17 protein-coding genes are annotated in these 18,881 nt (G+C 75.5%); 9 read left to right on the forward strand and 8 right to left on the reverse strand.

Annotated elements, in window-relative coordinates; genetic code table 11:
* On the forward strand, positions 1-852 hold the full coding sequence (locus tag ACA361_RS18255) for a DUF72 domain-containing protein (RefSeq protein WP_375013206.1): 852 nt from the start codon (positions 1-3) through the stop codon (positions 850-852).
* Here ACA361_RS18255 and ACA361_RS18260 read toward each other — a convergent pair.
* On the reverse strand, positions 849-2,960 hold the full coding sequence (locus tag ACA361_RS18260; protein ID WP_375013207.1) for an acyl-CoA dehydrogenase: 2,112 nt from the start codon (positions 2,958-2,960) through the stop codon (positions 849-851). The genes ACA361_RS18255 and ACA361_RS18260 overlap by 4 nt on opposite strands.
* Before the next feature lie 127 nt (positions 2,961-3,087).
* Here ACA361_RS18260 and ACA361_RS18265 point away from each other — a divergent pair, with 127 nt between their 5' ends.
* From ACA361_RS18265 to ACA361_RS18275, 3 genes are read left to right on the forward strand one after another with little or no spacing between them, the layout of a single operon-like run.
* Positions 3,088-4,326: an amidohydrolase family protein gene (locus ACA361_RS18265; RefSeq protein ID WP_375013208.1), complete on the forward strand. Its 1,239-nt coding sequence runs from the start codon at positions 3,088-3,090 to the stop codon at positions 4,324-4,326.
* A 14-nt stretch (positions 4,327-4,340) separates the two neighbouring features.
* Positions 4,341-5,549, forward strand: coding sequence for a DegT/DnrJ/EryC1/StrS family aminotransferase (locus ACA361_RS18270; protein ID WP_375013209.1), 1,209 nt, complete (start codon positions 4,341-4,343; stop codon positions 5,547-5,549).
* A gap of 14 nt (positions 5,550-5,563) precedes the next feature.
* On the forward strand, positions 5,564-6,391 hold the full coding sequence (locus ACA361_RS18275) for an enoyl-CoA hydratase-related protein (RefSeq protein ID WP_375013210.1): 828 nt from the start codon (positions 5,564-5,566) through the stop codon (positions 6,389-6,391).
* A 34-nt stretch (positions 6,392-6,425) separates the two neighbouring features.
* On the opposite strand, the gene ACA361_RS18280 is transcribed toward ACA361_RS18275, so the two are convergent.
* Complete coding sequence (locus tag ACA361_RS18280) at positions 6,426-7,031, reverse strand: TetR/AcrR family transcriptional regulator (RefSeq protein WP_375013211.1); 606 nt, start codon at positions 7,029-7,031, stop codon at positions 6,426-6,428.
* A gap of 43 nt (positions 7,032-7,074) precedes the next feature.
* Positions 7,075-7,572 carry an HIT family protein gene (locus ACA361_RS18285; RefSeq protein WP_375013212.1) on the reverse strand — a complete coding sequence of 166 codons (498 nt, stop codon included), beginning with the start codon at positions 7,570-7,572 and terminating at the stop codon, positions 7,075-7,077.
* A 111-nt stretch (positions 7,573-7,683) separates the two neighbouring features.
* On the opposite strand from ACA361_RS18285, the gene ACA361_RS18290 reads away from it, so the two are divergent.
* The 5 genes from ACA361_RS18290 to ACA361_RS18310 all read left to right on the forward strand — a co-directional run bounded on the left by ACA361_RS18290 (position 7,684) and on the right by ACA361_RS18310 (position 13,413).
* On the forward strand, positions 7,684-9,360 hold the full coding sequence (locus ACA361_RS18290; RefSeq protein ID WP_375013213.1) for an ABC transporter transmembrane domain-containing protein: 1,677 nt from the start codon (positions 7,684-7,686) through the stop codon (positions 9,358-9,360).
* Entirely contained in the window at positions 9,357-11,117 is a 1,761-nt protein-coding gene (locus ACA361_RS18295; RefSeq protein ID WP_375013214.1) for an ABC transporter ATP-binding protein, read from the forward strand. The genes ACA361_RS18290 and ACA361_RS18295 overlap by 4 nt, the downstream gene beginning before the upstream one ends.
* 210 nt (positions 11,118-11,327) lie before the next feature.
* A complete protein-coding gene (locus ACA361_RS18300) occupies positions 11,328-12,317 on the forward strand; it encodes a zinc-binding dehydrogenase (protein WP_375013215.1) in 990 nt (329 codons plus the stop codon).
* An 85-nt stretch (positions 12,318-12,402) separates the two neighbouring features.
* Positions 12,403-12,906, forward strand: a complete 504-nt coding sequence (locus ACA361_RS18305) for a flavin reductase family protein (protein WP_375013216.1) — start codon at positions 12,403-12,405, stop codon at positions 12,904-12,906.
* 78 nt (positions 12,907-12,984) lie between these two features.
* Positions 12,985-13,413 carry a ChaB family protein gene (locus ACA361_RS18310; protein ID WP_375013217.1) on the forward strand — a complete coding sequence of 143 codons (429 nt, stop codon included), beginning with the start codon at positions 12,985-12,987 and terminating at the stop codon, positions 13,411-13,413.
* 10 nt (positions 13,414-13,423) lie between these two features.
* Here the strand turns inward: ACA361_RS18310 and ACA361_RS18315 are convergent, their stop codons facing one another.
* From ACA361_RS18315 to ACA361_RS18335, 5 genes are read right to left on the reverse strand one after another with little or no spacing between them, the layout of a single operon-like run.
* Positions 13,424-14,779, reverse strand: a complete 1,356-nt coding sequence (locus ACA361_RS18315) for an NADH-quinone oxidoreductase subunit N (RefSeq protein ID WP_375013218.1) — start codon at positions 14,777-14,779, stop codon at positions 13,424-13,426.
* A complete protein-coding gene (locus ACA361_RS18320; protein ID WP_375013219.1) occupies positions 14,776-16,248 on the reverse strand; it encodes a NuoM family protein in 1,473 nt (490 codons plus the stop codon). Before ACA361_RS18320 ends, ACA361_RS18315 begins: the two co-directional genes overlap by 4 nt.
* Positions 16,245-18,071 carry a proton-conducting transporter membrane subunit gene (locus ACA361_RS18325; protein ID WP_375013220.1) on the reverse strand — a complete coding sequence of 609 codons (1,827 nt, stop codon included), beginning with the start codon at positions 18,069-18,071 and terminating at the stop codon, positions 16,245-16,247. Before ACA361_RS18325 ends, ACA361_RS18320 begins: the two co-directional genes overlap by 4 nt.
* On the reverse strand, positions 18,068-18,373 hold the full coding sequence (gene nuoK, locus ACA361_RS18330) for an NADH-quinone oxidoreductase subunit NuoK (RefSeq protein WP_375013221.1): 306 nt from the start codon (positions 18,371-18,373) through the stop codon (positions 18,068-18,070). Before nuoK ends, ACA361_RS18325 begins: the two co-directional genes overlap by 4 nt.
* Positions 18,370-18,876, reverse strand: coding sequence for an NADH-quinone oxidoreductase subunit J (locus tag ACA361_RS18335; RefSeq protein ID WP_375013222.1), 507 nt, complete (start codon positions 18,874-18,876; stop codon positions 18,370-18,372). The genes nuoK and ACA361_RS18335 overlap by 4 nt, the downstream gene beginning before the upstream one ends.
* Positions 18,877-18,881: the final 5 nt, after the last annotated feature.

The following is an 18,881-nucleotide window of genomic DNA, read 5'->3' on the forward strand; positions in this document are numbered from 1 at the left end:
ATGCGGCTTCACGTTGGATGCGCGATGTGGCAGCACGCGCCGTGGCAGGGGCGCTACCTGCCTCATCCGCTCCCTCCGCGGGAGCGCCTGCGGGCGTACGCGACCTGGTGCAACGCGGTCGAGGGGAACACGACGTTCTACGCGACTCCGTCCAGGAGCACGGCCGAGTCGTGGGCGGCGCAGATCCCCGCCGACTTCCGCTTCCTGGCGAAGCTCCCCAAGCCCGTCACGCACGGGCACCGGCTGGCGGGCGGGGACGCGGAGCTGCGGGCGTTCCTGGACGCGATCGAGCCGCTCGGGCGGCGCGCCGGGGTCCTGTGGGTGCAGCTTCCGGGCTCGTTCGGGCCGGCCGACGTCGGTACGCTCGCCGCGTTCCTGCGGCGGCTTCCGGACTCGTACCGGTACGCCGTCGAGGTCCGCCACCGGGCGTTCTTCGAGGACGAGCGCGAGGCGCGGGCGCTGGAGCGCGCGCTGGACGCCGCCGCCGCGGAGTGGGTGCCGTTCGACACCGTCACGCTCTTCCAGAGCCCGCCCACCACCGACGCCGAACGGGAGGCGTGGACGAAGAAGCCGCGCCTGCCGCGCCGCTCCCGTGCCCTCACCGGCCACCCGATCGTCCGCTACCTGGGCCGCGACGACGCCGACCGCACGGTCGAAGGCTGGAGGTTCTGGGTGGAGACGGTCGCCGGCTGGCTCCGCGAGGGCCGCTCCCCCACGGTGTTCGTCCACACGCCCGACAACGCCGAGGCCCTCGACCTGGCGCGCCGCTTCCACGCCGAGGTGAGGGCCGAACTCCCGGAAGTCGCCTCGCTTCCCGAACCGGCCCCGGCCGAGCCTCCGACCCTCTTCTAGGACGGCGCGGGGTCGCGGGGGAGGCCGAGGACGCGTTCGGCGATGACGTTGCGCTGGACCTCGCTGGTGCCGCCGCCGATGGTGAGCTGGCGGCGCCTGAGGAAGCCCTGGACGGCCGCGGCGGCGGGGCCGGTGGCGGCGGCGCCGGCGGGGCCGTGAAGTTCGAGGGCGTACTCGAAGGCGTCCTGGACGTGCAGGCCGTACGCGAGCTTGCGGAGGCTCGCGCCGGGGCCCGGGTCGGCGCCGGCCAGCCGGCGCAGGGTCGTGCGGAAGCCGAGCAGGACGCTGGCCTGGCCTTCGCACAGCAGGACGCCGGCGCGGAGGCGGACGAGGGGGTCGGCGGCGCGCTCGGGGGTGAGCAGGTCCATGACGGCCTCGGCGCCGTAGCCGATCGAGGAGCCGGCGCCCATGGCGACGCGTTCGGCGGTGAGGGTGGTGCGGGCGAGCCGCCAGCCGCCGTCGATGTCGCCGACCACGCAGTCGTCGGGGACGAACACGTCGGTGAGGAAGACCTCGGTGAAGTGGCCGTCGTCGCCGGTGATGTCGCGCAGCGGGCGCACCTCGACGCCCGGGGCGCGCATGTCGACGAGGAAGAACGTGATGCCGCGGTGCCGGGAGCCGTCCGGGCCGGTGCGGGCGAGGCAGATGCCCCGGTCGGCGGTGGCGGCGAAGGAGTTCCAGACCTTCTGGCCGGTGAGCCGCCAGCCGCCGTCCGCCCGGGTGGCGCGAGTGGCGAGGCCGGCCAGGTCGGAGCCGGCGCCGGGTTCGGAGAACAGCTGGCACCAGCGCAGCTCGCCGTACATGGTCGGCAGGACGAACCGGTCGCGCTGCGCGTCCGTCCCGTGCTCGATGATCGTGGCCAGCGCCCAGTCGCCGACGACGAGGTCGGGGCGCTCGATCCCGGCGGCGCGGAAGCCCTCGTCGATGGCCAGCTGCTCGGCGGGGCCGGCGGCGCGGCCGTACGGGCGGGGCCAGTGCGGCATCAGCAGCCCGGCGTCCACGATGCTCCGGCGGTCGCCGAGGCCGGAGATCTCGGCGCGGATCCCGGCGCGGGCCTCCTCGGGCAGGTCGATGCCCAGGTCGCGGCGGGTGCCGGCGAGGGCGGCGGCGGTGACGCGCGGGGCCCAGCGGTCGCGGCCGCCGATCAGCTGGCGGAGGGCGGCGGCCCGTTTGAGGTAGAAGTGCGCGTCGTGCTCCCAGGTGTAGCCGATGCCGCCGTGCAGCTGGACGCAGGTCTTCGCGCAGTCCACGGCCGCTTCGAGCGCGACGGCCGCGGCGACGGCGGCGGCCATGGACGACTGCTCCCCCTGGCCGATGGCGCGGGCGGCGTCCCAGGCGACGGCGCGGGCCTGCTCGACCTGGACGAGCATGTCCGCGCAGGCGTGCTTGACCGCCTGGAACGCGCCGATCGGGCGGCCGAACTGCCGGCGCGCCTTGGCGTAGGCGGTGGCGGCGTCCAGGCACCAGGCGGCGAGCCCGGCGGCCTCGGCGGCGAACAGCGCGGCGGCCAGCTCGCGGACGGTCCCGGTGCCGATCCCGGCGAGCGCGGGCCCGGGGTCCGTGCCGTCCAGCCGGACCTCGCCGATGGCGCGGGTCGGGTCGAGGCCGGGTACGGGAGTGATCGTCGCGTCGGCGGCGGCGAGCACGTGCCAGCCGTCGGCGGAGCCGGCGACGAGCAGGTCGGCGCCGGGGGCGCCCAGGACCGCGGGCGCCGTGCCGCGCAGCGTGCCTCCCGGGTTCTCGAACGGGTCGAGCGCGACGGCGGCCGTGGTCGCGCCGGACGCGAGACCGGGCAGCGCCGGATGCTCCCCGGCCCGTGAGATCACCAGGCCGGCGAGCGCGGTCGGCAGGAACGGGGACGGGTCGAGGGCGTACCCGAGCTCCTCCACGGCCACGGCCAGCTCGACGGGCGTCGCGCCCGCCCCGCCGGCCTCTTCGGGCAGGTGGAGGCCGGGCAGGCCGAGTCCGGTGATGCCGCGCCAGATCTTCGGATGGGGGCGGGGCGCGTCGGCGGCCTCGCGGGCGGCGGCGCGCAGGCCGTGCCTGCGGGCCCAGCCGCGTACGGCGTCGCGCAGCTCGGCCTGCTCGTCGGTGACGGCGATCGACATCCGCTACTCCCGGGGTCACGCCGGCGAGGACGACCTTCGCGTCCGCTTGCGCCGGTCACGTCCATCATAGTAGGACTGAATTCTAGTTCTAGTTTTTGCGACGGGTCCAGACCTGGGAGGCCGGACGATGCCGGACCGCTACACCGTGATCTCGGTGGACACGCACGCGGGCGGGAGCCACGCCGCGTACCGCGAGTACCTCGATCCCCAGTACCGCGAGCGCTTCGACGAGTGGCGCGGTGCCCACAAGAACCCCTGGCGCGACCTGAAGGAGGAGAACCCGCGCAAGCTCCGCAACTGGGACAACGAGCTGCGCGACGCGGAGCAGGAGGCCGACGGGGTCGTCGGCGAGGTGCTGTTCCCCAACACGATCCCGCCGTTCTTCCCCAGCTTCGTGTTCTTCGCCGGGCCGCCCACGGCGGAGGACTACGAGCTGCGCCGCGCCGGGATCCGCGCGCACAACCGCTGGCTGGCCGACTTCTGCGCCGAGCGCCCGGGGCGCCGCGCCGGCATCGGGCAGATGTTCATGAACGACGTCGACGACGCGATCGAGGACGTGCGGTGGATCGCGGAGAACGGGCTGCGCGGCGGCGTGCTGCTGCCGCCGTTCCCGCCGGACGCGCACTGGGTGAAGCCGCTCAACCACCCCGACTTCGACCGCCTCTGGGAGGTCTGCCAGGACCTCCAGGTCCCGGTCCACAACCACGGCGGCACCGGCGGCCCCCGGTACGCCGAGCTGCCGTCGTCCGGCGTCGTCCAGCTGGCCGAGGGGCCGTCGTACGCCCGCAGGCCGCTGCTGTTCCTGCTGCTGTCGGGCGTGTTCGAGCGCTTCCCCGGGCTCCGGTTCGTGATGACCGAGCAGGGCTGCGCGTGGGTCCCGGACGTCCTGGCGCAGCTGGACTCGCTGGTCACCAGGATGCGGGCGAACGGCCGCATCGGCGAGCTGTCGTTCGGCCCCGACCAGATCCTGCCGCGCACCGCCACCGAGTACTTCCGGCAGAACGTCTGGCTCGGCGTCAGCTTCCCCGACGCCGCCGACACCGCCGCGATGCACGGGATCGGGCTCGACCGCGTCATGTGGGGCAGCGACTACCCGCACAACGAGGGCACGTACCCGTTCACCCGCGAGCACCTGCGGCTGGCGTTCGCCGGCTGGAACGAGGCCGACCTGCGCAGGGTGCTCGGGGAGAACCCCGCCCGGCTGTTCGGCTTCGACCTGGCCGAGCTGGACGCGCTCGCCGCCCGGGTCGGGCCCCGCGTCGACGAGGTCGCCGTCCCCCTGTCCCCCGCCGACCTGCCCGCGGGCGCCGACGACGCGCTCGCCAAGGTCGCCGACAGCGTCGCCCACGCCGCGGCCCGCGGCTGAACGGAGAGCAGCGCATGCAGAAGCGGATCCCGTACGCGCGCAGCGTGCACGACCAGTCCGAGATCGACGCCGTCCTGGAGGTGCTGAACGGCGACCACCAGGCGCTGCGCATCGGGAAGAACGTGGCCGAGATGGAGCGCCGCGTCGCCGAGCTGTCGGGCAAGCGGCTCGGGCTGATGTGCAACTCCGGCTCGTCGGCGCTCTACCTCGCGGTCGAGCTGCTCGACCTGCCGGCGGGCGCGGAGGTCATCACCTCGCCGCTGACGTTCTCCACCGACGTCGCGCCGCTGGTCCGGGCCGGGCTGGTGCCCGTCTTCGCGGACGTCGAGCCCGGCACCTTCAACATCGACGTCACGAGGATCGAGGAGATGGTCACCGGCCGCACCCGGGCGCTGCTGTTCCCGAACCTGGCCGGGAACGCGCCCGACTGGGACGCGATCCGCGCGATCGCCGACCGGCACGACCTGCGGATCATCGAGGACAACTGCGACGCGCTGGGCGCCACCCTGCGCGGCACCCCGACCGGCGCCCGCGCCGACATCAGCGTCACCAGCTTCGCGATGGCGCACATCATCACCTGCGCCGGCAACGGCGGGATGGTGTGCCTGGACGACGAGCGGCTGCGCGACAAGGGCCTCATGCTGCGCCGCTGGGGGCGGCGCTCCGAACCCAACCTGTACGGGTCGGGCGGCACGGGCCGGGTGTTCCGCGAGGACCTGGACGGCGTCGCCTACGACAACGACTTCATCTTCGACGTGCTGCCGTGGAACTTCGAGCCGTCGGAGCTGGGCGCGGCGTTCGGGCTCAGGCAGCTGGACAAGCTCGGCCGGAACTACCGGCGCCGCGCGGAGATCTTCGCGGCGTACTCGGCGGCGTTCGGCGCGTACCCGGACCTGTTCGACCTGCCGCGCCCGCTCGCCGGCCTGGACACGGCCTGGCTGTGCTACCCGGTGCTGGTGAGGAAGGACGCCGGGTTCGCGCGCGGCGACCTCCAGGAGTCCCTGGAGGCCGCCGGGATCGACACCCGCACGGTGTGGAGCGGCAACGTCACCCGGCATCCGATGATGGCGGGCGTGACGTACCGGCAGCCCGCCGGCGGGCTGCCCGCCGCCGACGAGGTCTTCGAGCGCGGCATGTCCCTCGGGATGAGCCACGGCCTGTCCGACGACGAAGTACGGCACATCGTGGACGCGATCCACGCCTTCGCCCGTTCCCGCACCTGACGATTGGCCCGCCGATGGAATACGAGCACGTACTGACCGACGATCCCGCCCCCTACGTCCGGCGGGTGACGCTGAACCGCCCGGAGAAGCGCAACGCCATGCACGCCCCGCTGCGCGCGGACATCCTCGCCGCGCTCCGCGAGGCCGACGCCGACCCCGGCGTGCGGGTCACGATCGTGCGCGGCGCCGGGAAGTGCTTCTCCGCCGGGTACGACCTCACCCCCGGCATCTCCGCCGAGGACAAGGGCCGCGGCGGGCAGGGGCCTGGGGCGTTCCAGCGCGACGTCGTCGACGGCTGGACGGGCATCTGGGACCTGGCCAAGCCGGTCGTCGCCCAGGTGCACGGCCACTGCCTGGCCGGCGGCAGCGAGCTGGCCACCGGCTGCGACCTGGTGTACGTCGCCGAGGACGCCCTCATCGGCTACCCGGCGGTGCGCTTCGGCGTCCCGGACATGCAGTACCACGCCTGGCTGCTGGGCATGCGCAGGGCGATGGAGCTGGTCCTCACCGGCGACAGCATGACCGGGCTGGAGGCGGTGGAGAGCGGCTTCGCCAACCGGGCGTTCCCCGCGGCGAGCCTGGACGGGGACGTCCTGGCCATGGCGGAGCGGGTGGCGCGGATCCCGCCGGACGTGCTCCAGCTCAACAAGCGCACGGTGCACCGGGCGATGGAGCACATGGGGCTGCGGGGGGCGCTGCGCGCGGGCACCGAGGCGTGCGCGCTGGCCACGCACACCGAGGGGTTCCGCGCGTTCATGGAGGCCGCCGGGGAGGGCGGGCTGACGAAGGCGCTCAGCGCGCGCGACGGCGCGTTCGGCGACGGCCGGACGGCCGCCGGCTGACCGGCGGGGGCCGCGCCCGAGCGGGGCGCGGCCCTCAGGCCCGGCCGGTCCCGGGCTCCACCGGCAGCGGCGAGAAGACGAGGTCGACGGCCCGGTCGACGAGCCGGTACACGTCGCCGATCGGCTTCCAGCCGAGGATGAACGCCATCAGCTCGCGCGCCATCACCGCCGTCAGCACCGCGCTGATGTCGGCGGCCAGCTCGTCCCCCAGCCCGGCCAGCTCGGCCCGGTAGGCGGCCATGTTGCGGTCGTTGAACTCGGCGAACAGCTGCGCCGCGTTGGCGTCCGACGTGCCCTGCATGACCGATTCGAGCGCATGGAAGTTGGGATACTTCTCGAACGCGCGGATCGTCAGGTGCAGCCGCCGCCGGATCCGCTCCTGCGGCGGCCGCTCCGCGCCGTCCTGCCGGCCGGCCTCGCGGAACGGCTCGGCCCAGTCGAGCATCACGGCCGCGTACAGGTGCTCCTTGGAGGAGAAGTAGCGGTAGAGCGTCCCGAGCGCGACGCCCGCCCGCTCGGCGACCTCGCGGATCGCGATCCGCTCGTACTCCTGGCCCTCCAGCATCGCCGAGGCGGCCTCGACGATGCGCTGCCTGCGGGCCTGCTGGTACGCGGGCAGCCCAGACCGCTCCGAGCCCATGCCTGTGCCCCTCCCGCACCGGAAACTGGAACCGGGATCCAGTTTAGCCGCCGCGGCGCGCGGCTCGGTCGCGACCGATCGCGAACCCGAGGGCGGTCGCGAGGCGCTCCCCTATCAGCACGGACAGCCGGTCCCGTTCCGCGGTGGTCACCCCGTCCGCCCCGAGCAGCCCGAAGATCCGCGGGCCGCGCAGGTCCGGCGAGAGCCCGGCCATCCGCGGGACGACGTGGAAGTGCACGTGGGCGAAGCCCTCGGCCTCGGCGAACTGCGCGACGTAGGTCTTGGCGCAGCCGGTGACGTCCCGCAGGGCCCGCGACAGCCGTACCTGCCAGGGGCCGAGGGCGGCGGCCTCGGCATCGGTCAGGTCGGCGACGGCGGTCACGTGCCGCCGGGGCACGAGGACGAGCCAGCCGGGCAGGGCGGTGCCGAACGCGTGCGCCACCCGCCAGTGCTCGTCGGCCGCGACGCGCTCGCGCGGGGGCAGCGACCCGATCCGCGCGTTGTGCTCGCAGGTGAGGCATTCCGGACTCATGGAGGTCATGGGCCCGACGCTAGGGGCCGCCGGACGGTGCCGCCATGACGATCACCTAGGATCTGGCCGGTCAAGGTGAGATTAGCCTTGCCTTACCTGAGTTTGATCGATGGAGGACGGGTGGAGGCTGGCAAGCCGCCGGGACGCGGCGTGCTCTGGGGGGCGGTCCGGGGGCAGCGGCGCGATCTCTCGGTCGCCGCGGCGCTGGCGTCGGGCCACCAGATCGGCGAGACGCTCGTGCCGGTGCTGCTGGGCGTGGCGATCGACCGCGCCATCGGCGAGAGCGACGGCCGGGCGCTGCTGATGTGGCTGGCGGTCCTGGCCGTGGTGTACCTCGCGCTGTCCTGGTCATTCCGGATCGGCGCCTACCGGGGCGAGCGGGCCGGGGTACGGGCCGCGCACGCGCTGCGGATGACGCTGGTCGCGCGCGTCCTGGACCCGCGGGGCGGCGCCGAGGACGGGCGGCTGCCGGGCGTGCTGGCGACCATCGCGACCGAGGACGCGCGCCGGGTCGGCGCCGTGAACGTGGCGCTGATGGCCGGGATCGCGGCCCTGGTCGGGCTGGCGGTCGCCGCCGTGGTGCTGCTGCGGACGTCCGTCCCGCTGGGCCTGCTCGTGCTGCTGGGCACGCCCGCGCTGCTGTGGCTCGGGCACCTGCTGAGCAGGCCGCTGGAACGGCGCAGCCGGGCCGAGCAGGAGCGCGGCGCGCACGCCTCGGCCGTCGCCGCCGACCTGGTGAACGGGCTGCGCGTCCTCAAGGGCATCGGCGCCGAGCCCGCCGCGGTGGAACGGTACCGGCGGACCAGCCGCGACTCGCTGGAGGCGACGCTGCGGGCGGCACGCGCGGAGGCGTGGCAGAACGGCACCGTCCTCGCCCTCACCGGGATCTTCATCGCGATCGTCGCGCTGGTCGGCGGCCGGCTGGCCGCCGCCGGGACGATCAGCCTGGGCCAGCTGGTGTCGGCCGTCGGGCTGGCGCTGCTGCTGCTCGGGCCGCTGTCGGTGCTGCTGTGGGTGACCGCCGAGCTGGCCCAGGGCCGCGCGTCGGCCGCCCGCGTCGCCGAGGTGCTCGCCGCGCCCGAGGCGGTGACCGGCGGCGGCACCGCCGCGCCGGCGCCGCTGGACGGGCGCGTCCGGCTGCGCGGCGTCGCGTACGGGCCGCTGCGGGGCCTGGACCTGGAGGCGGCGCCCGGCGAGCTGCTGGGCGTCGTCGCGGCCGATCCCGCCGCCGCGGCGGCGCTGCTGCGCCTGCTGGGCCGCGAGGCCGATCCGGAGGACGGCGCCGTGGAGCTGGACGGCGTGCCGCTCGCGACGCTGGCCCCCGGGACCGTCCGGGAGGCGATCCTGGTGGCGCCGCACGACGCCGAGCTGTTCGCGGGCGATCCGGCCGCGAACGTGGCGGCCGCCGCGCCGCCCGGCACCGACCCGGCCAAGGCGCTGGCAGCCGCGGGCGCGGACGAGGTCGTCCGGTCGGCGGACGTCGGCGAGCGGGGCCGCTCCCTGTCGGGCGGGCAGCGGCAGCGGGTCGCGCTGGCCCGCGCGCTGGCCGCCGACGCGCCCGTGCTCGTCCTGCACGACCCCACGACGGCGGTCGACGCGGTCACCGAGGCGCGGATCGCCGACGGGATCGCCGCGCTCCGGCACGGCCGTACGACGATCATCGTGACGAGCAGCCCGGCGCTGCTGGCGGTCACCGACCGGGTGGTGCTCCTCGGGGACGGCGCGGCGGTCGACGACGCGCCGCACGCCGAGCTGGTGCGCCGCCGCGCGGACTACCGGACGGCGGTGCTGTCATGACCTCCCGGCCTCCCGAACTGCTCCCCACGGCGGACGGCGCCCGGATCCGGGCGATGCTCGGCGAGCTGCTGCGGCCGCACCGGGGCCTGGCCGCCGCCGCGTTCCTGACGATGACGGCGGCGACCGCCGTCGGCCTGCTGACCGCTCCGCTGCTCGGCCGGATCGTGGACGTGGTCGCCGCGGGCCGCGACACCGGCGCGATCACCTGGGTCGTCGCGCTTCTGGTGGCCGTCGCGCTGGTCCAGGGGCTGTCGACGGCGCTGGGGCTGTCGCTGGTCTCCCGGCTGGGCGAGACGGTCCTGGCCCGGCTGCGCGAGCGGTTCGTCGACCGGGCCCTGCGCCTCCCCCTGGACGAGGTGGAGCGGGCCGGTTCGGGGGACCTGGTCGCGCGGGTGACCGGCGACGTGTCGCTGATCGCCGAGGCGGTGCGCCGGGCGCTGCCCGAGCTGGTCCGCTCGCTGCTGGCGATCGTCCTGACGCTGGGCGCGCTGGCGCTGCTGGACTGGCGGTTCTTCCTCGCGGCGCTGCTCGCGGCGCCCGTCCAGGCGTACACGGCCCGCTGGTACGTGCGGCGCGCGACGCCCCTCTACCGCGAGCAGCGGATCGAGAACGGCGCCCAGCAGCAGCAGCTGCTCGACAGCATCGGCGGCGGTGCGACCGTGCGCGCGTTCCGGCTGGAGGCCGAGCACACCGAGCAGGTCTCCCGGCGGTCGCGATCGGTCGTGGACATCACGATGCGCGGCATCCACCTCGTGCTGCGCTTCTACACCCGGCTGCACGTGGCCGAGTTCACCGGGCTGGCCGCCGTCCTGGTCACCGGGTACCTCCTCGTCCGGAACGGGTCCGCCTCCATCGGCACCGCGACGGCGGCGGCGCTCTACTTCCACAACCTCTTCACGCCGATGAACACGGCGCTCGCGCTGATCGACGACGCCCAGGCGGCGGGCGCGGGCCTCGCCCGGCTGGTCGGGGTCGCCGACCGGCCCGCCCCGGAGCCGCCGCGTCCCGCGGCGCCGCGGGACGCCTCGGTCAGCGCGGCCGGCCTGGCGCACGCGTACCTGCCCGGGCGGCCCGTCCTGCACGGCGTCGACCTGGACGTCCGGCCCGGTGAGCGGGTGGCGCTGGTGGGCGCCAGCGGCGCGGGGAAGACGACGCTCGCCAAGCTCGTCGCGGGCGTCCACGCCCCGACCTCTGGAAGGGTCCTCCTGGGCGGGACGCCCCTGGACGAGCTGGGCCCGGCCGCGGCCCGCCGCCACGTCGCCCTGGTGACGCAGGAGGTCCACGTCTTCGCCGGGCCGCTGGCCGACGACCTCCGGCTGGCCGCCCCGGACGCCTCCGACGGTGAGGTCAGGGACGCCCTGGAACGCGTCGGCGCCCTCGGCTGGGCGGAGGCCCTCCCGGACGGCCTGGCCACCGTGGTCGGCGCCGGCGGCCACCGCCTGTCGAGCGCCCGGTCCCAGCAGCTCGCGCTGGCCCGGCTCGTCCTCGCCGGCCCGATGGTGGCGGTCCTGGACGAGGCCACCGCCGAGGCGGGCAGCACCGGCGCCCGCGCCCTGGAGCGGGCCGCCGCCGGCGCGATCGAGGGCCGCACGGCGCTGATCGTGGCGCATCGGCTGACCCAGGCCGCGGCCGCCGACCGCGTGGTCGTGATGGCCGCCGGCCGGATCGTCGAGAGCGGGCCGCACGCCGAGCTCAGCCGGTCGGGCGGCCCGTACGCGGCGCTGTGGAAGGCGTGGTCCGGGACCCGCGACCACTGACCGCCGGCGGCCCGCCACGGCCGGCACCTGGATCCGCGGGAGGCGCCGGGTCACCGCCTGGCAGTGGGCGCTGGTCGGCGTCGTGGCCGGGGCCACCCTCGCCGTCCAGGTCACCGGCGGCCAGGAGGCCGAGGTCGGCCGGCGGAGCCGGCGCCGCGACGTCTAGAATCGCGTTCTGCCGAATTGACGATCTTGTTCCCGAGGTGACGCATGAAAGCGGTCCGCTGCCACCGGTACGGCTCCCCCGGCGAACTCGCCGACGTCCTCGCGGTGGAGGAGCTGCCCGATCCGGTGCCCGGGGAGGGGCAGGTCGTCGTGGCCGTCGCGGCGGCGGCGGTCAACTTCACCGACGTGCTGTTCGTCGGCGACGGCTACCAGGTGAGCATGCCGCTGCCGTTCACGCCCGGCAGCGAGGTCGCCGGGGTGGTGGCCGAGGTCGGGCCGGGCGTGACCGCGGTCGCCGCGGGCGACCCGGTCGTCGCGTCGACGTTCGCGGGCGGGTTCGCTGAGAAGGCGCTGGTCCCGGCCGCGGCGGTACGGCGGCTGCCGGCGGGCGCCGACCTGGCGGTCGCGGCGGCGAGCGGGGTGGCGTCCACCACCGCGTACTCGGCGCTGCGCACGACCGCCGGGGTCCGGCCCGGCGAGTGGGTCGTGATCACCGGCGCGGCCGGCGGGGTGGGCTCGGCTGCCGTGACGCTGGCGCGGGAGTTCGGCGCCCGCTCGCTGGCGGTCGTCTCCGGCCCGGAGAAGGCCGCGTTCTGCGAGAGCCTGGGGGCCGACGCGGTGCTCGACCTGTCGGGTGCCCCGGACGTCAAGGCGCGGGTACGGGAGATCACGGGCGGCGGCGCGGACGTCGTCCTGGACGTCGTCGGCGGCGATCTCGCCGAGACGCTGCTGCGGGCGACGCGGCGGCGGGGGCGGTTCGTGACGCTGGGGTACGCGTCCGGGACCATCCCGAGGATCCCGCTCAACCTGGTGCTGCTCAAGGACGTGCGGGTGCTCGGGTTCGACCTGCGCGGGTTCGCCGAGCACGAGCCCGAGCAGGCCGCCCGGGACGCCGCCGCGCTGGCCGCCCTCCAGGAGCGCGGGATCGGGGCGACGGTGACGGCGCGCTACCCGCTGGAACGGGCCGCCGAGGCGCTGGCGGCCATCGCGGACCGTACGGTCACGGGCAAGGTCGTGGTCACGCCCGGCGCCTGATCGCCCCCGGGCCGGGACCGTCCTGGCCCGATGGAGCATATTTCCTATAATGTAGGTAGGAAATTCCTGGAAAGGGAGGTGCTCCATGACCGAGACCGTGCCGGACCTGGCGCTCGACCCCGCGCGCTTCCGCCGGGCGCTCGCCCTGCACGCCGCCGGGGTCGTCGTCGTCACCGCCGCCGCCGGCGGTGGACCGGCCGGGCTCACCGCGACGTCGTTCTCGTCGGTCAGCCTCGACCCGCCCCTCGTCTCGTTCTACGTGGACCGTTCCTCCACCACCTGGCCCGCGCTGCGCGAGGCCGGCCGGTTCGCCGTCAACATCCTGGCCGGCGACCAGTCCGCGCTCGCCGCCCGGTTCGCCCGGCGGGGAGTCGACCGCTTCGCCCCGCCCACCCGCTGGCACCCGGACGAGCACGGCACGCCCCTCCTGGACGGCGTGTGCGCGCACCTCCTCTGCGTCCCGTACGACACCATCGCCATCGGCGACCACGTCCTCGCCGTCGGCCGGGTCACCGGCGCCGCCGTGCGCGACGACCGGCCCCTCCTCTACCACCGCGGCCGCTTCGGCCGCTTCCACCCGGAGCGCTAGCCGCCGTGTTTCGAGCGGCTCATGGCGTGCACAACCCCTAGTGGAAGGCACCGCAGCGACATGAGGGGGTGCTGGCAGATGCCCAAGAGCGACCGCAAGGGGCAGGCCAGGAAGGCGGAGCTGCCCGACACGCTGAAGCGTTCCGACGCCAAGGCGCAGCGCACCTTCGCCAAGGCGCACGACTCGGCCGCCGAGGAGTACGGGGAGGGCCGGCGCGCGCACCAGGTCGCGTACGCCGCGCTCAAGCACACGCACGAGAAGGTCGGCGACCACTGGGAGCCGAAGGCCGGGGGCGGCAAGGGCCCCTCGGACGCGCAGGCGAAGGGCGGGCGGAACACGTCCCGGAAGACCGCGGGCGGCGTCGACGCCAACGCCTCGAAGCAGCACCTGTACGGCGTCGCCAAGCGGCTGGACATCTCCGGCCGGTCCAGCATGAGCAAGAGCGAGCTCGTCAAGGCCATCGAGAAGGCCAACAAGCGGGAGACCGCGCGCTCCCGGTCCCGCTGACCGCGCGGCCTCAGCCGAGCAGGAGGCCGGCGGCCGCGCCCATGGCGACCGAGCCGAGGGCGGCCGCGCAGGCGATCGCCGCGGCCCCCGTCCGCACGGGGGCCGGCGGTCCCTGCCCGCGGCCGAACACCGGGACGATCCAGCGCAGGTAGTAGAAGACGCTGGCGACCGAGTTGACGGCGGCGGCGACGGCCAGCCAGGCGTACGCGCCGTCCATCGCGGCGCCGAACATCAGCAGCTTGCCGGCGAACACGGCGGTCGGCGGCGTGCCGACGAGGCCGAGGAGGCAGACCGCGAGGGCGAGCGCGAGGGCGGGCGACCGGCGGGCCAGGCCGCCGTAGGCGGGCAGGTCGTCCTCGCCCGCGGCGACGACCACGGCGAACGCGCCGAGGTTGGTGATCGCGTAGGCGCCCAGGTAGAACAGCAGCGCCGGCTCGGCCAGGCCCGTGCGGCCCGCCATCGCGACCGGGACCAGCAGGTATCCGGCCTGGCCGACGGTCGAGTACGCCAGCAGCCGGCGGACGTTCCGCTGGCCGAAGGCGGCGAGGTTGCCCAGCGTCATCGTCGCGGCCGCGATCAGGGCGACGAGCAGCGTCCAGTCCGGTACGTCCAGCTCCGTGCCCAGCCGGTAGAGGGCGGCGAACGCGCCGATCTTGGGCACGGTGGTGACGAACGCCGCCACCACTGGCGGCGCTCCCTCGGCCACGTCCGGGATCCAGAAGTGGCCCGGCACGGCACCCGCCTTGAAGAGCAGGCCGAGCAGGAGGAGGGCGGCGGCGATCGTGACGGCCGGGGTGTCCGGGAGGGCGACCGCCTCGTAGGCGGTGGCGCGTCCCAGGCCGTACAGGAGGGTCACGCCGGTCAGCATGAAGATCCCGAAGAAGGCCCCCAGCAGGTAGTACTTCAGGGCCGCCTCGGTGCCCGGGGCGTCCTTGCCGAAGCCCGCCAGCGCGTACGCGGGGATGCTCGCCAGCAGGTACGCCGCCACCAGCACGAGCAGGTCGGACGAGGCCCCCAGCAGGATGGTCCCGAGGGCGGCGAGCACGGTCAGCACCGCGAACTCGGTCTCGCGCGGGTGCCCGCGCACCGGCCCCGCGGCCAGCCCCAGGACGGCCAGCGTCCCCGCCAGGACGGTGACGCGGGTGACGTGCGTGACCGGGTCCAGCATGAACGCGTCGAACGTCATCGCGTCCGGGCGGCCCGCCGCGAGCACCGCGAAGACGAGTCCGGCGGCCAGGCCGGCGGCGCAGCCGAGGACGGCGATCCACTGCCGCGTCCGGGGCAGGAACAGGCCCGCGACCAGGCCGAGGACGGCGCCGAGCAGCGCGCACAGCTCGGGCAGCAGGTCGGCCGGGTTCTCGCTCATCGGCCCACCAGCGCGACCAGGGCGGCGGAGGCCGGCTCGATCAGGTCGAGCAGGAAGCGCGGGGCCAGCCCGATGACCAGGGACAGCGCCAGCAGCGGGACGATCGCGGCGCGCTCGGAACCGCGCAGGTCGGTGACCTCCAGCTCGCCGGGGCGGCCGAGCAGCGTGCGGTGCAGGACGGCCAGGAACAGCGCGGCGGTGATCAGGATGCCGAGCACCGCGAGCGCCCCCGCGACCGGGGCGCCGCCGCCGATCGCGCCGGCGAAGATCTGGAACTCGGCGATGAAGCCGGACAGCCCGGGGATGCCGAGCGAGCCGAACGCCGCGACCGCCGTCAGCGCCGCGAAGGCCGGGGCCGTGCCGGCGATCCCGCCGAAGCGGTCCATGTCGTACGTGCGGGCGCGGTCGTACAGCACCCCGGCCAGCAGGAACAGCGCGCCGGTCAGCAGCCCGTGGCTGACCATCTGCGTGACCGCGCCGGTGACGGCGAGGCGCCGGGCGGCGGCGTCGCCGGCCAGGCCCGCGGCGCCGGCGGCCAGCACCACGTACCCCATGTGGTTGACCGACGTGTAGGCGATCAGCCGTTTCAGGTCCCGCTGCGCGAGCGCGACCAGCGCCCCGTACAGGACGCTCACCAGGCCGATCACGACGATCGCCCAGGCGTACCGGCGCCACGCGTCGGGCAGCGCCGGCATCGCGATCCGGAGCAGGCCGTACCCGCCCATCTTCAGCAGGACGCCCGCCAGGATCGCCGACCCGGCGGCCGGCGCGTCGGTGTGCGCCGGGGGCAGCCAGGTGTGGAACGGGACCGCCGGCGTCTTGATCGCGAACCCGAGGCCGATCGCCAGCAGCGCGAGCCCCGCCGCCCCGCCCTCCAGCGGCGGCGTCCGGATCAGCTCGACCAGGTCGAACGTGTGCGGCTCGGCGCCCAGGTAGAGGCCGATGAAGCCGAGCAGCAGCACCAGCGACCCGAGGAAGGTGTAGAGGAAGAACTTCAGCGCCGACCGGACGTGGCCGCCGTGCCCCCAGCCCGCGATCACGAAGTACATGCCGACGATCGACAGGTCGAAGAACACGAAGAACAGCAGCAGGTCCAGCGCCGCGAACACGCCGAGGCAGACGGTCTGCAGGAACAGGAACAGCGCGGCGAACGCCCGCACCCGGTGCGCGAGCCGCAGCGAGTAGACCGCGCAGCACAGGAAGAGCACGCAGGTCAGCGCGAGCAGCGGCAGCGAGAGGCCGTCGGCGCCGACGTGGTAGCCGGCCCCCACGGACGGGATCCAGCGCAGCCGGGTCTCGTACCCGATGCCGCCGCCGTACCGGGCCCAGAGCACGATGACCAGCGCCAGGTCCGCGGCCGCGGCCGCGATCCAGACCACGGCGACGGTACGGTCCGCGAGCCGCGGCAGCGCGAGCAGGGCGAGCCCCACCGCGAGCGGCCAGAAGATCAGTAGTGAGAGCACGTTCACCCGGCCAGGACGACGACGAGGACCAGCAGGACGAACGCCACGGCGGCCTGCGCGTAGTAGGTGTGCACCAGACCGGTCTGCGGCCGCCGCGCGAGCCGCCCGAGCCGCCGCCCCGCCCGCCCGGCGGCCTCGACGGCCCCGTCCACGGCGCCCTCGCCCCGGCGCGCCGCGACCCGGCCGGCCCGGCGCCCGCCCGCCGCCGCCCCCCGCACGGCACCGTCGACCACCCGGTCATCGAACCGGGCCAGCCCGTGCGCGACCCGCATGACGGGCCGCACCAAACCCCGCACGGCCATCCGCTCGAGATGAAGCCACTCCCCGAACACCACGCCCGCGGCCCGCCCGGACCGGCGGTGCCGTGCGAGGAGGAGCGCGGCCGCCGCGGCCGCCGCGAGAACGCCGGAGACGAGGAGCTCGGGGAGGAGCGCGCCGCTTCCGGCGGGGGCGCCGAGAAGGTGCCGCCACGGGGCCGCCAGGCCGGGGAGGGTCAGCGCTCCCAGGACGGCAGCGGCGGCGGCGAGCGGCGGCAGCGGGAGTCTCTCCAGTAGGCCGATGTCTCTGGAGTCGGCGGCGGGGCCCCATACGGCGAGGAGCGCGCGGAGGGCGTACAGGGTGGCCAGGACGGCGGCGGCCAGGCCCGCCGCGTACAGCGGCGGTGACTCCTCGGCGGCCGCCGCCAGGATCGCGCCCTTCGTGGCCCACAGCGAGAGCGGCGGCAGGCCGGCCAGGGCCAGCGCGCCCACGGTGAACGCGGCGCCGACCAGCCGGTGGCGGCGGGCCGCGCCGCGCAGCCCGCCGAGGTCCCTGGTGCCGAGCGCGGTCAGCCACGCGCCCGCGCACAGGAACAGCAGGCTCTTCACGGCGGCGTGCGCGACCAGATGGGCGGCGCCGCCCGCGATCGCCCCCGCGCCGGCGGCGAGCACCATGAACCCGACCTGCGCGCAGGTCGAGGCGGCGAGGAGCTGCTTCAGGTCGCGCTGGGCGAGGGCCACGGCACCGAGCAGCAGTGCGGTGAGGGCGCCGGTCCAGGCGACGAGCGGGCCCGCCCAGCCGGTGGCGGCGAGGAGCGGCTCCAGGCGCAGCAGCAGGTACGCGCCGGCGGCGACCATCGTCGCCGAGTGCAGCAGCGCCGAGACGGGGCTGGGGCCGTCCATCGCGCGCGAGAGCCAGAACGAGAACGGCAGCTGCGCCGACTTCCCCAGCGCCGCGGCGACGATCCCGGCGGCGATCAGGTCGCGCCACGGGTCCGCGGCGGCCGCGAGCCCGTCCAGGGAGAGCGCGCCCGTGCCCGCCACGGCGCAGCCCGCCGCCGCGTACAGGCCCAGGTCGCCCGCGCGGGTGGTGAGGAACGCGGCGCTCCCCGAGCCGGCCCGGCGGGGGTCCCGCCAGCGGAAGCCGATCAGTGCGTACGACATCGCGCCCATGACCTCCCAGCCCATGAGCAGCACGGCGAGATCGGTCGCGGTGACCGTGACCAGCATCGCGCCCGAGAACACCAGCATCAGCCCGGAGAAGCGGGCGCGCGCCGCCGCGGCCGGCATGTCCCCGGCGGCGAAGACCAGCACGGCGAGCGTGGCGGCGGCGGCCGTGACCGCGAGCGCGGCCGACAGGCCGTCCACCGCGAGGCCGCCGGGCATCCCCTCGAACAGCGGGAACCGTACGGCCGGGCGCGCGGCCGCCGCGCCGATCGCGGCGGCGAGCGTCGCCGCCGCCGCCGCGACGCCGAGCGCCGGGGCGAGGCGGTCCGCGCGCCGCCCGGCGAGCAGGAGCAGCGCCCCGGCCGCCAGCGGCAGCCCGGGCAGCGCCCAGCCCAGCGCGCTCATCCCCGGAGGTCCCGCGCGTCGTCGGTGGTGTCGACGTCCCGGGCGCGGAACAGCGCGGTGACGACGGCGAAGCCCATCGCCATCTCCAGCGCCATCACGGTGACCGCGACCAGCACGAGGACCTGCCCGTCCGCCGCGCCGGGCGCCAGGTGGAACCAGAACGCGGCGCCCGCGACCAGCAGGCCGTTGACCATGAGCTCCAGGCCCATCATCAGCATCACGACCGACTGCTGGGACAGCGCGCCGAACAGCCCCACCGCGAACAGCGCGGCGGCCAGCAGCAGGAACGCCTCCAGGGTCACCGCGCGCTCCCGTACCGGCCGCGGTGGGTCGCCAGCACCACCGAGGCGATCATCGTGGCCAGGATCGCCGCGCCGATCACCATCATCACCAGCATCTTCGGCCCCATGATCGCCTCGCCCAGCGCGCGGGTCGGGTCGGGCGGCGGGACGCCCCGGCGCTCGGGCCAGGGCACCAGGAAGATCCCGGCGGCCAGGACGGCGAACGTCCCGCCCGCGATGGCGAGGGCCCCGCGCCTGTTGTGGACCATCGTCATCGGCATCAGCCCGGCCGGGTTCATCATGTACATGATCATGAAGACCGCCATCACCAGCATCTCCATGATCATCATCAGCACCACCAGCACCCCGAGGTACTGGAGGTCGATCAGCAGCAGCTCCAGCCCCACGCACAGGAACGAGACCAGCAGCGCGAACGTGGCGCGCGCCATCGAGTCCACCACGAAGACCGCGACCCCGCTCGCGACCGCGGCCACCGCCAGCGCCCAGAACGCGACCACCTCCACCCGCC

The organism is Actinomadura sp. 21ATH (assembly GCF_041951345.1).
In the GTDB taxonomy this organism is placed as follows: Bacteria; Actinomycetota; Actinomycetes; order Streptosporangiales; family Streptosporangiaceae; genus Spirillospora.

Bases quoted from the DNA above. Each gene is read 5' to 3' on its own strand.
- ACA361_RS18255 (WP_375013206.1), top strand. From the start codon at position 1: ATGCGGCTTCACGTTGGATGCGCGATGTGGCAGCACGCGCCGTGGCAG.
- ACA361_RS18260 (WP_375013207.1), bottom strand. From the start codon at position 2,960: ATGTCGATCGCCGTCACCGACGAGCAGGCCGAGCTGCGCGACGCCGTA.
- ACA361_RS18265 (WP_375013208.1), top strand. From the start codon at position 3,088: ATGCCGGACCGCTACACCGTGATCTCGGTGGACACGCACGCGGGCGGG.
- ACA361_RS18270 (WP_375013209.1), top strand. From the start codon at position 4,341: ATGCAGAAGCGGATCCCGTACGCGCGCAGCGTGCACGACCAGTCCGAG.
- ACA361_RS18275 (WP_375013210.1), top strand. From the start codon at position 5,564: ATGGAATACGAGCACGTACTGACCGACGATCCCGCCCCCTACGTCCGG.
- ACA361_RS18280 (WP_375013211.1), bottom strand. From the start codon at position 7,031: ATGGGCTCGGAGCGGTCTGGGCTGCCCGCGTACCAGCAGGCCCGCAGG.
- ACA361_RS18285 (WP_375013212.1), bottom strand. From the start codon at position 7,572: ATGACCTCCATGAGTCCGGAATGCCTCACCTGCGAGCACAACGCGCGG.
- ACA361_RS18295 (WP_375013214.1), top strand. From the start codon at position 9,357: ATGACCTCCCGGCCTCCCGAACTGCTCCCCACGGCGGACGGCGCCCGG.
- ACA361_RS18300 (WP_375013215.1), top strand. From the start codon at position 11,328: ATGAAAGCGGTCCGCTGCCACCGGTACGGCTCCCCCGGCGAACTCGCC.
- ACA361_RS18305 (WP_375013216.1), top strand. From the start codon at position 12,403: ATGACCGAGACCGTGCCGGACCTGGCGCTCGACCCCGCGCGCTTCCGC.
- ACA361_RS18310 (WP_375013217.1), top strand. From the start codon at position 12,985: ATGCCCAAGAGCGACCGCAAGGGGCAGGCCAGGAAGGCGGAGCTGCCC.
- ACA361_RS18315 (WP_375013218.1), bottom strand. From the start codon at position 14,779: ATGAGCGAGAACCCGGCCGACCTGCTGCCCGAGCTGTGCGCGCTGCTC.
- ACA361_RS18325 (WP_375013220.1), bottom strand. From the start codon at position 18,071: ATGAGCGCGCTGGGCTGGGCGCTGCCCGGGCTGCCGCTGGCGGCCGGG.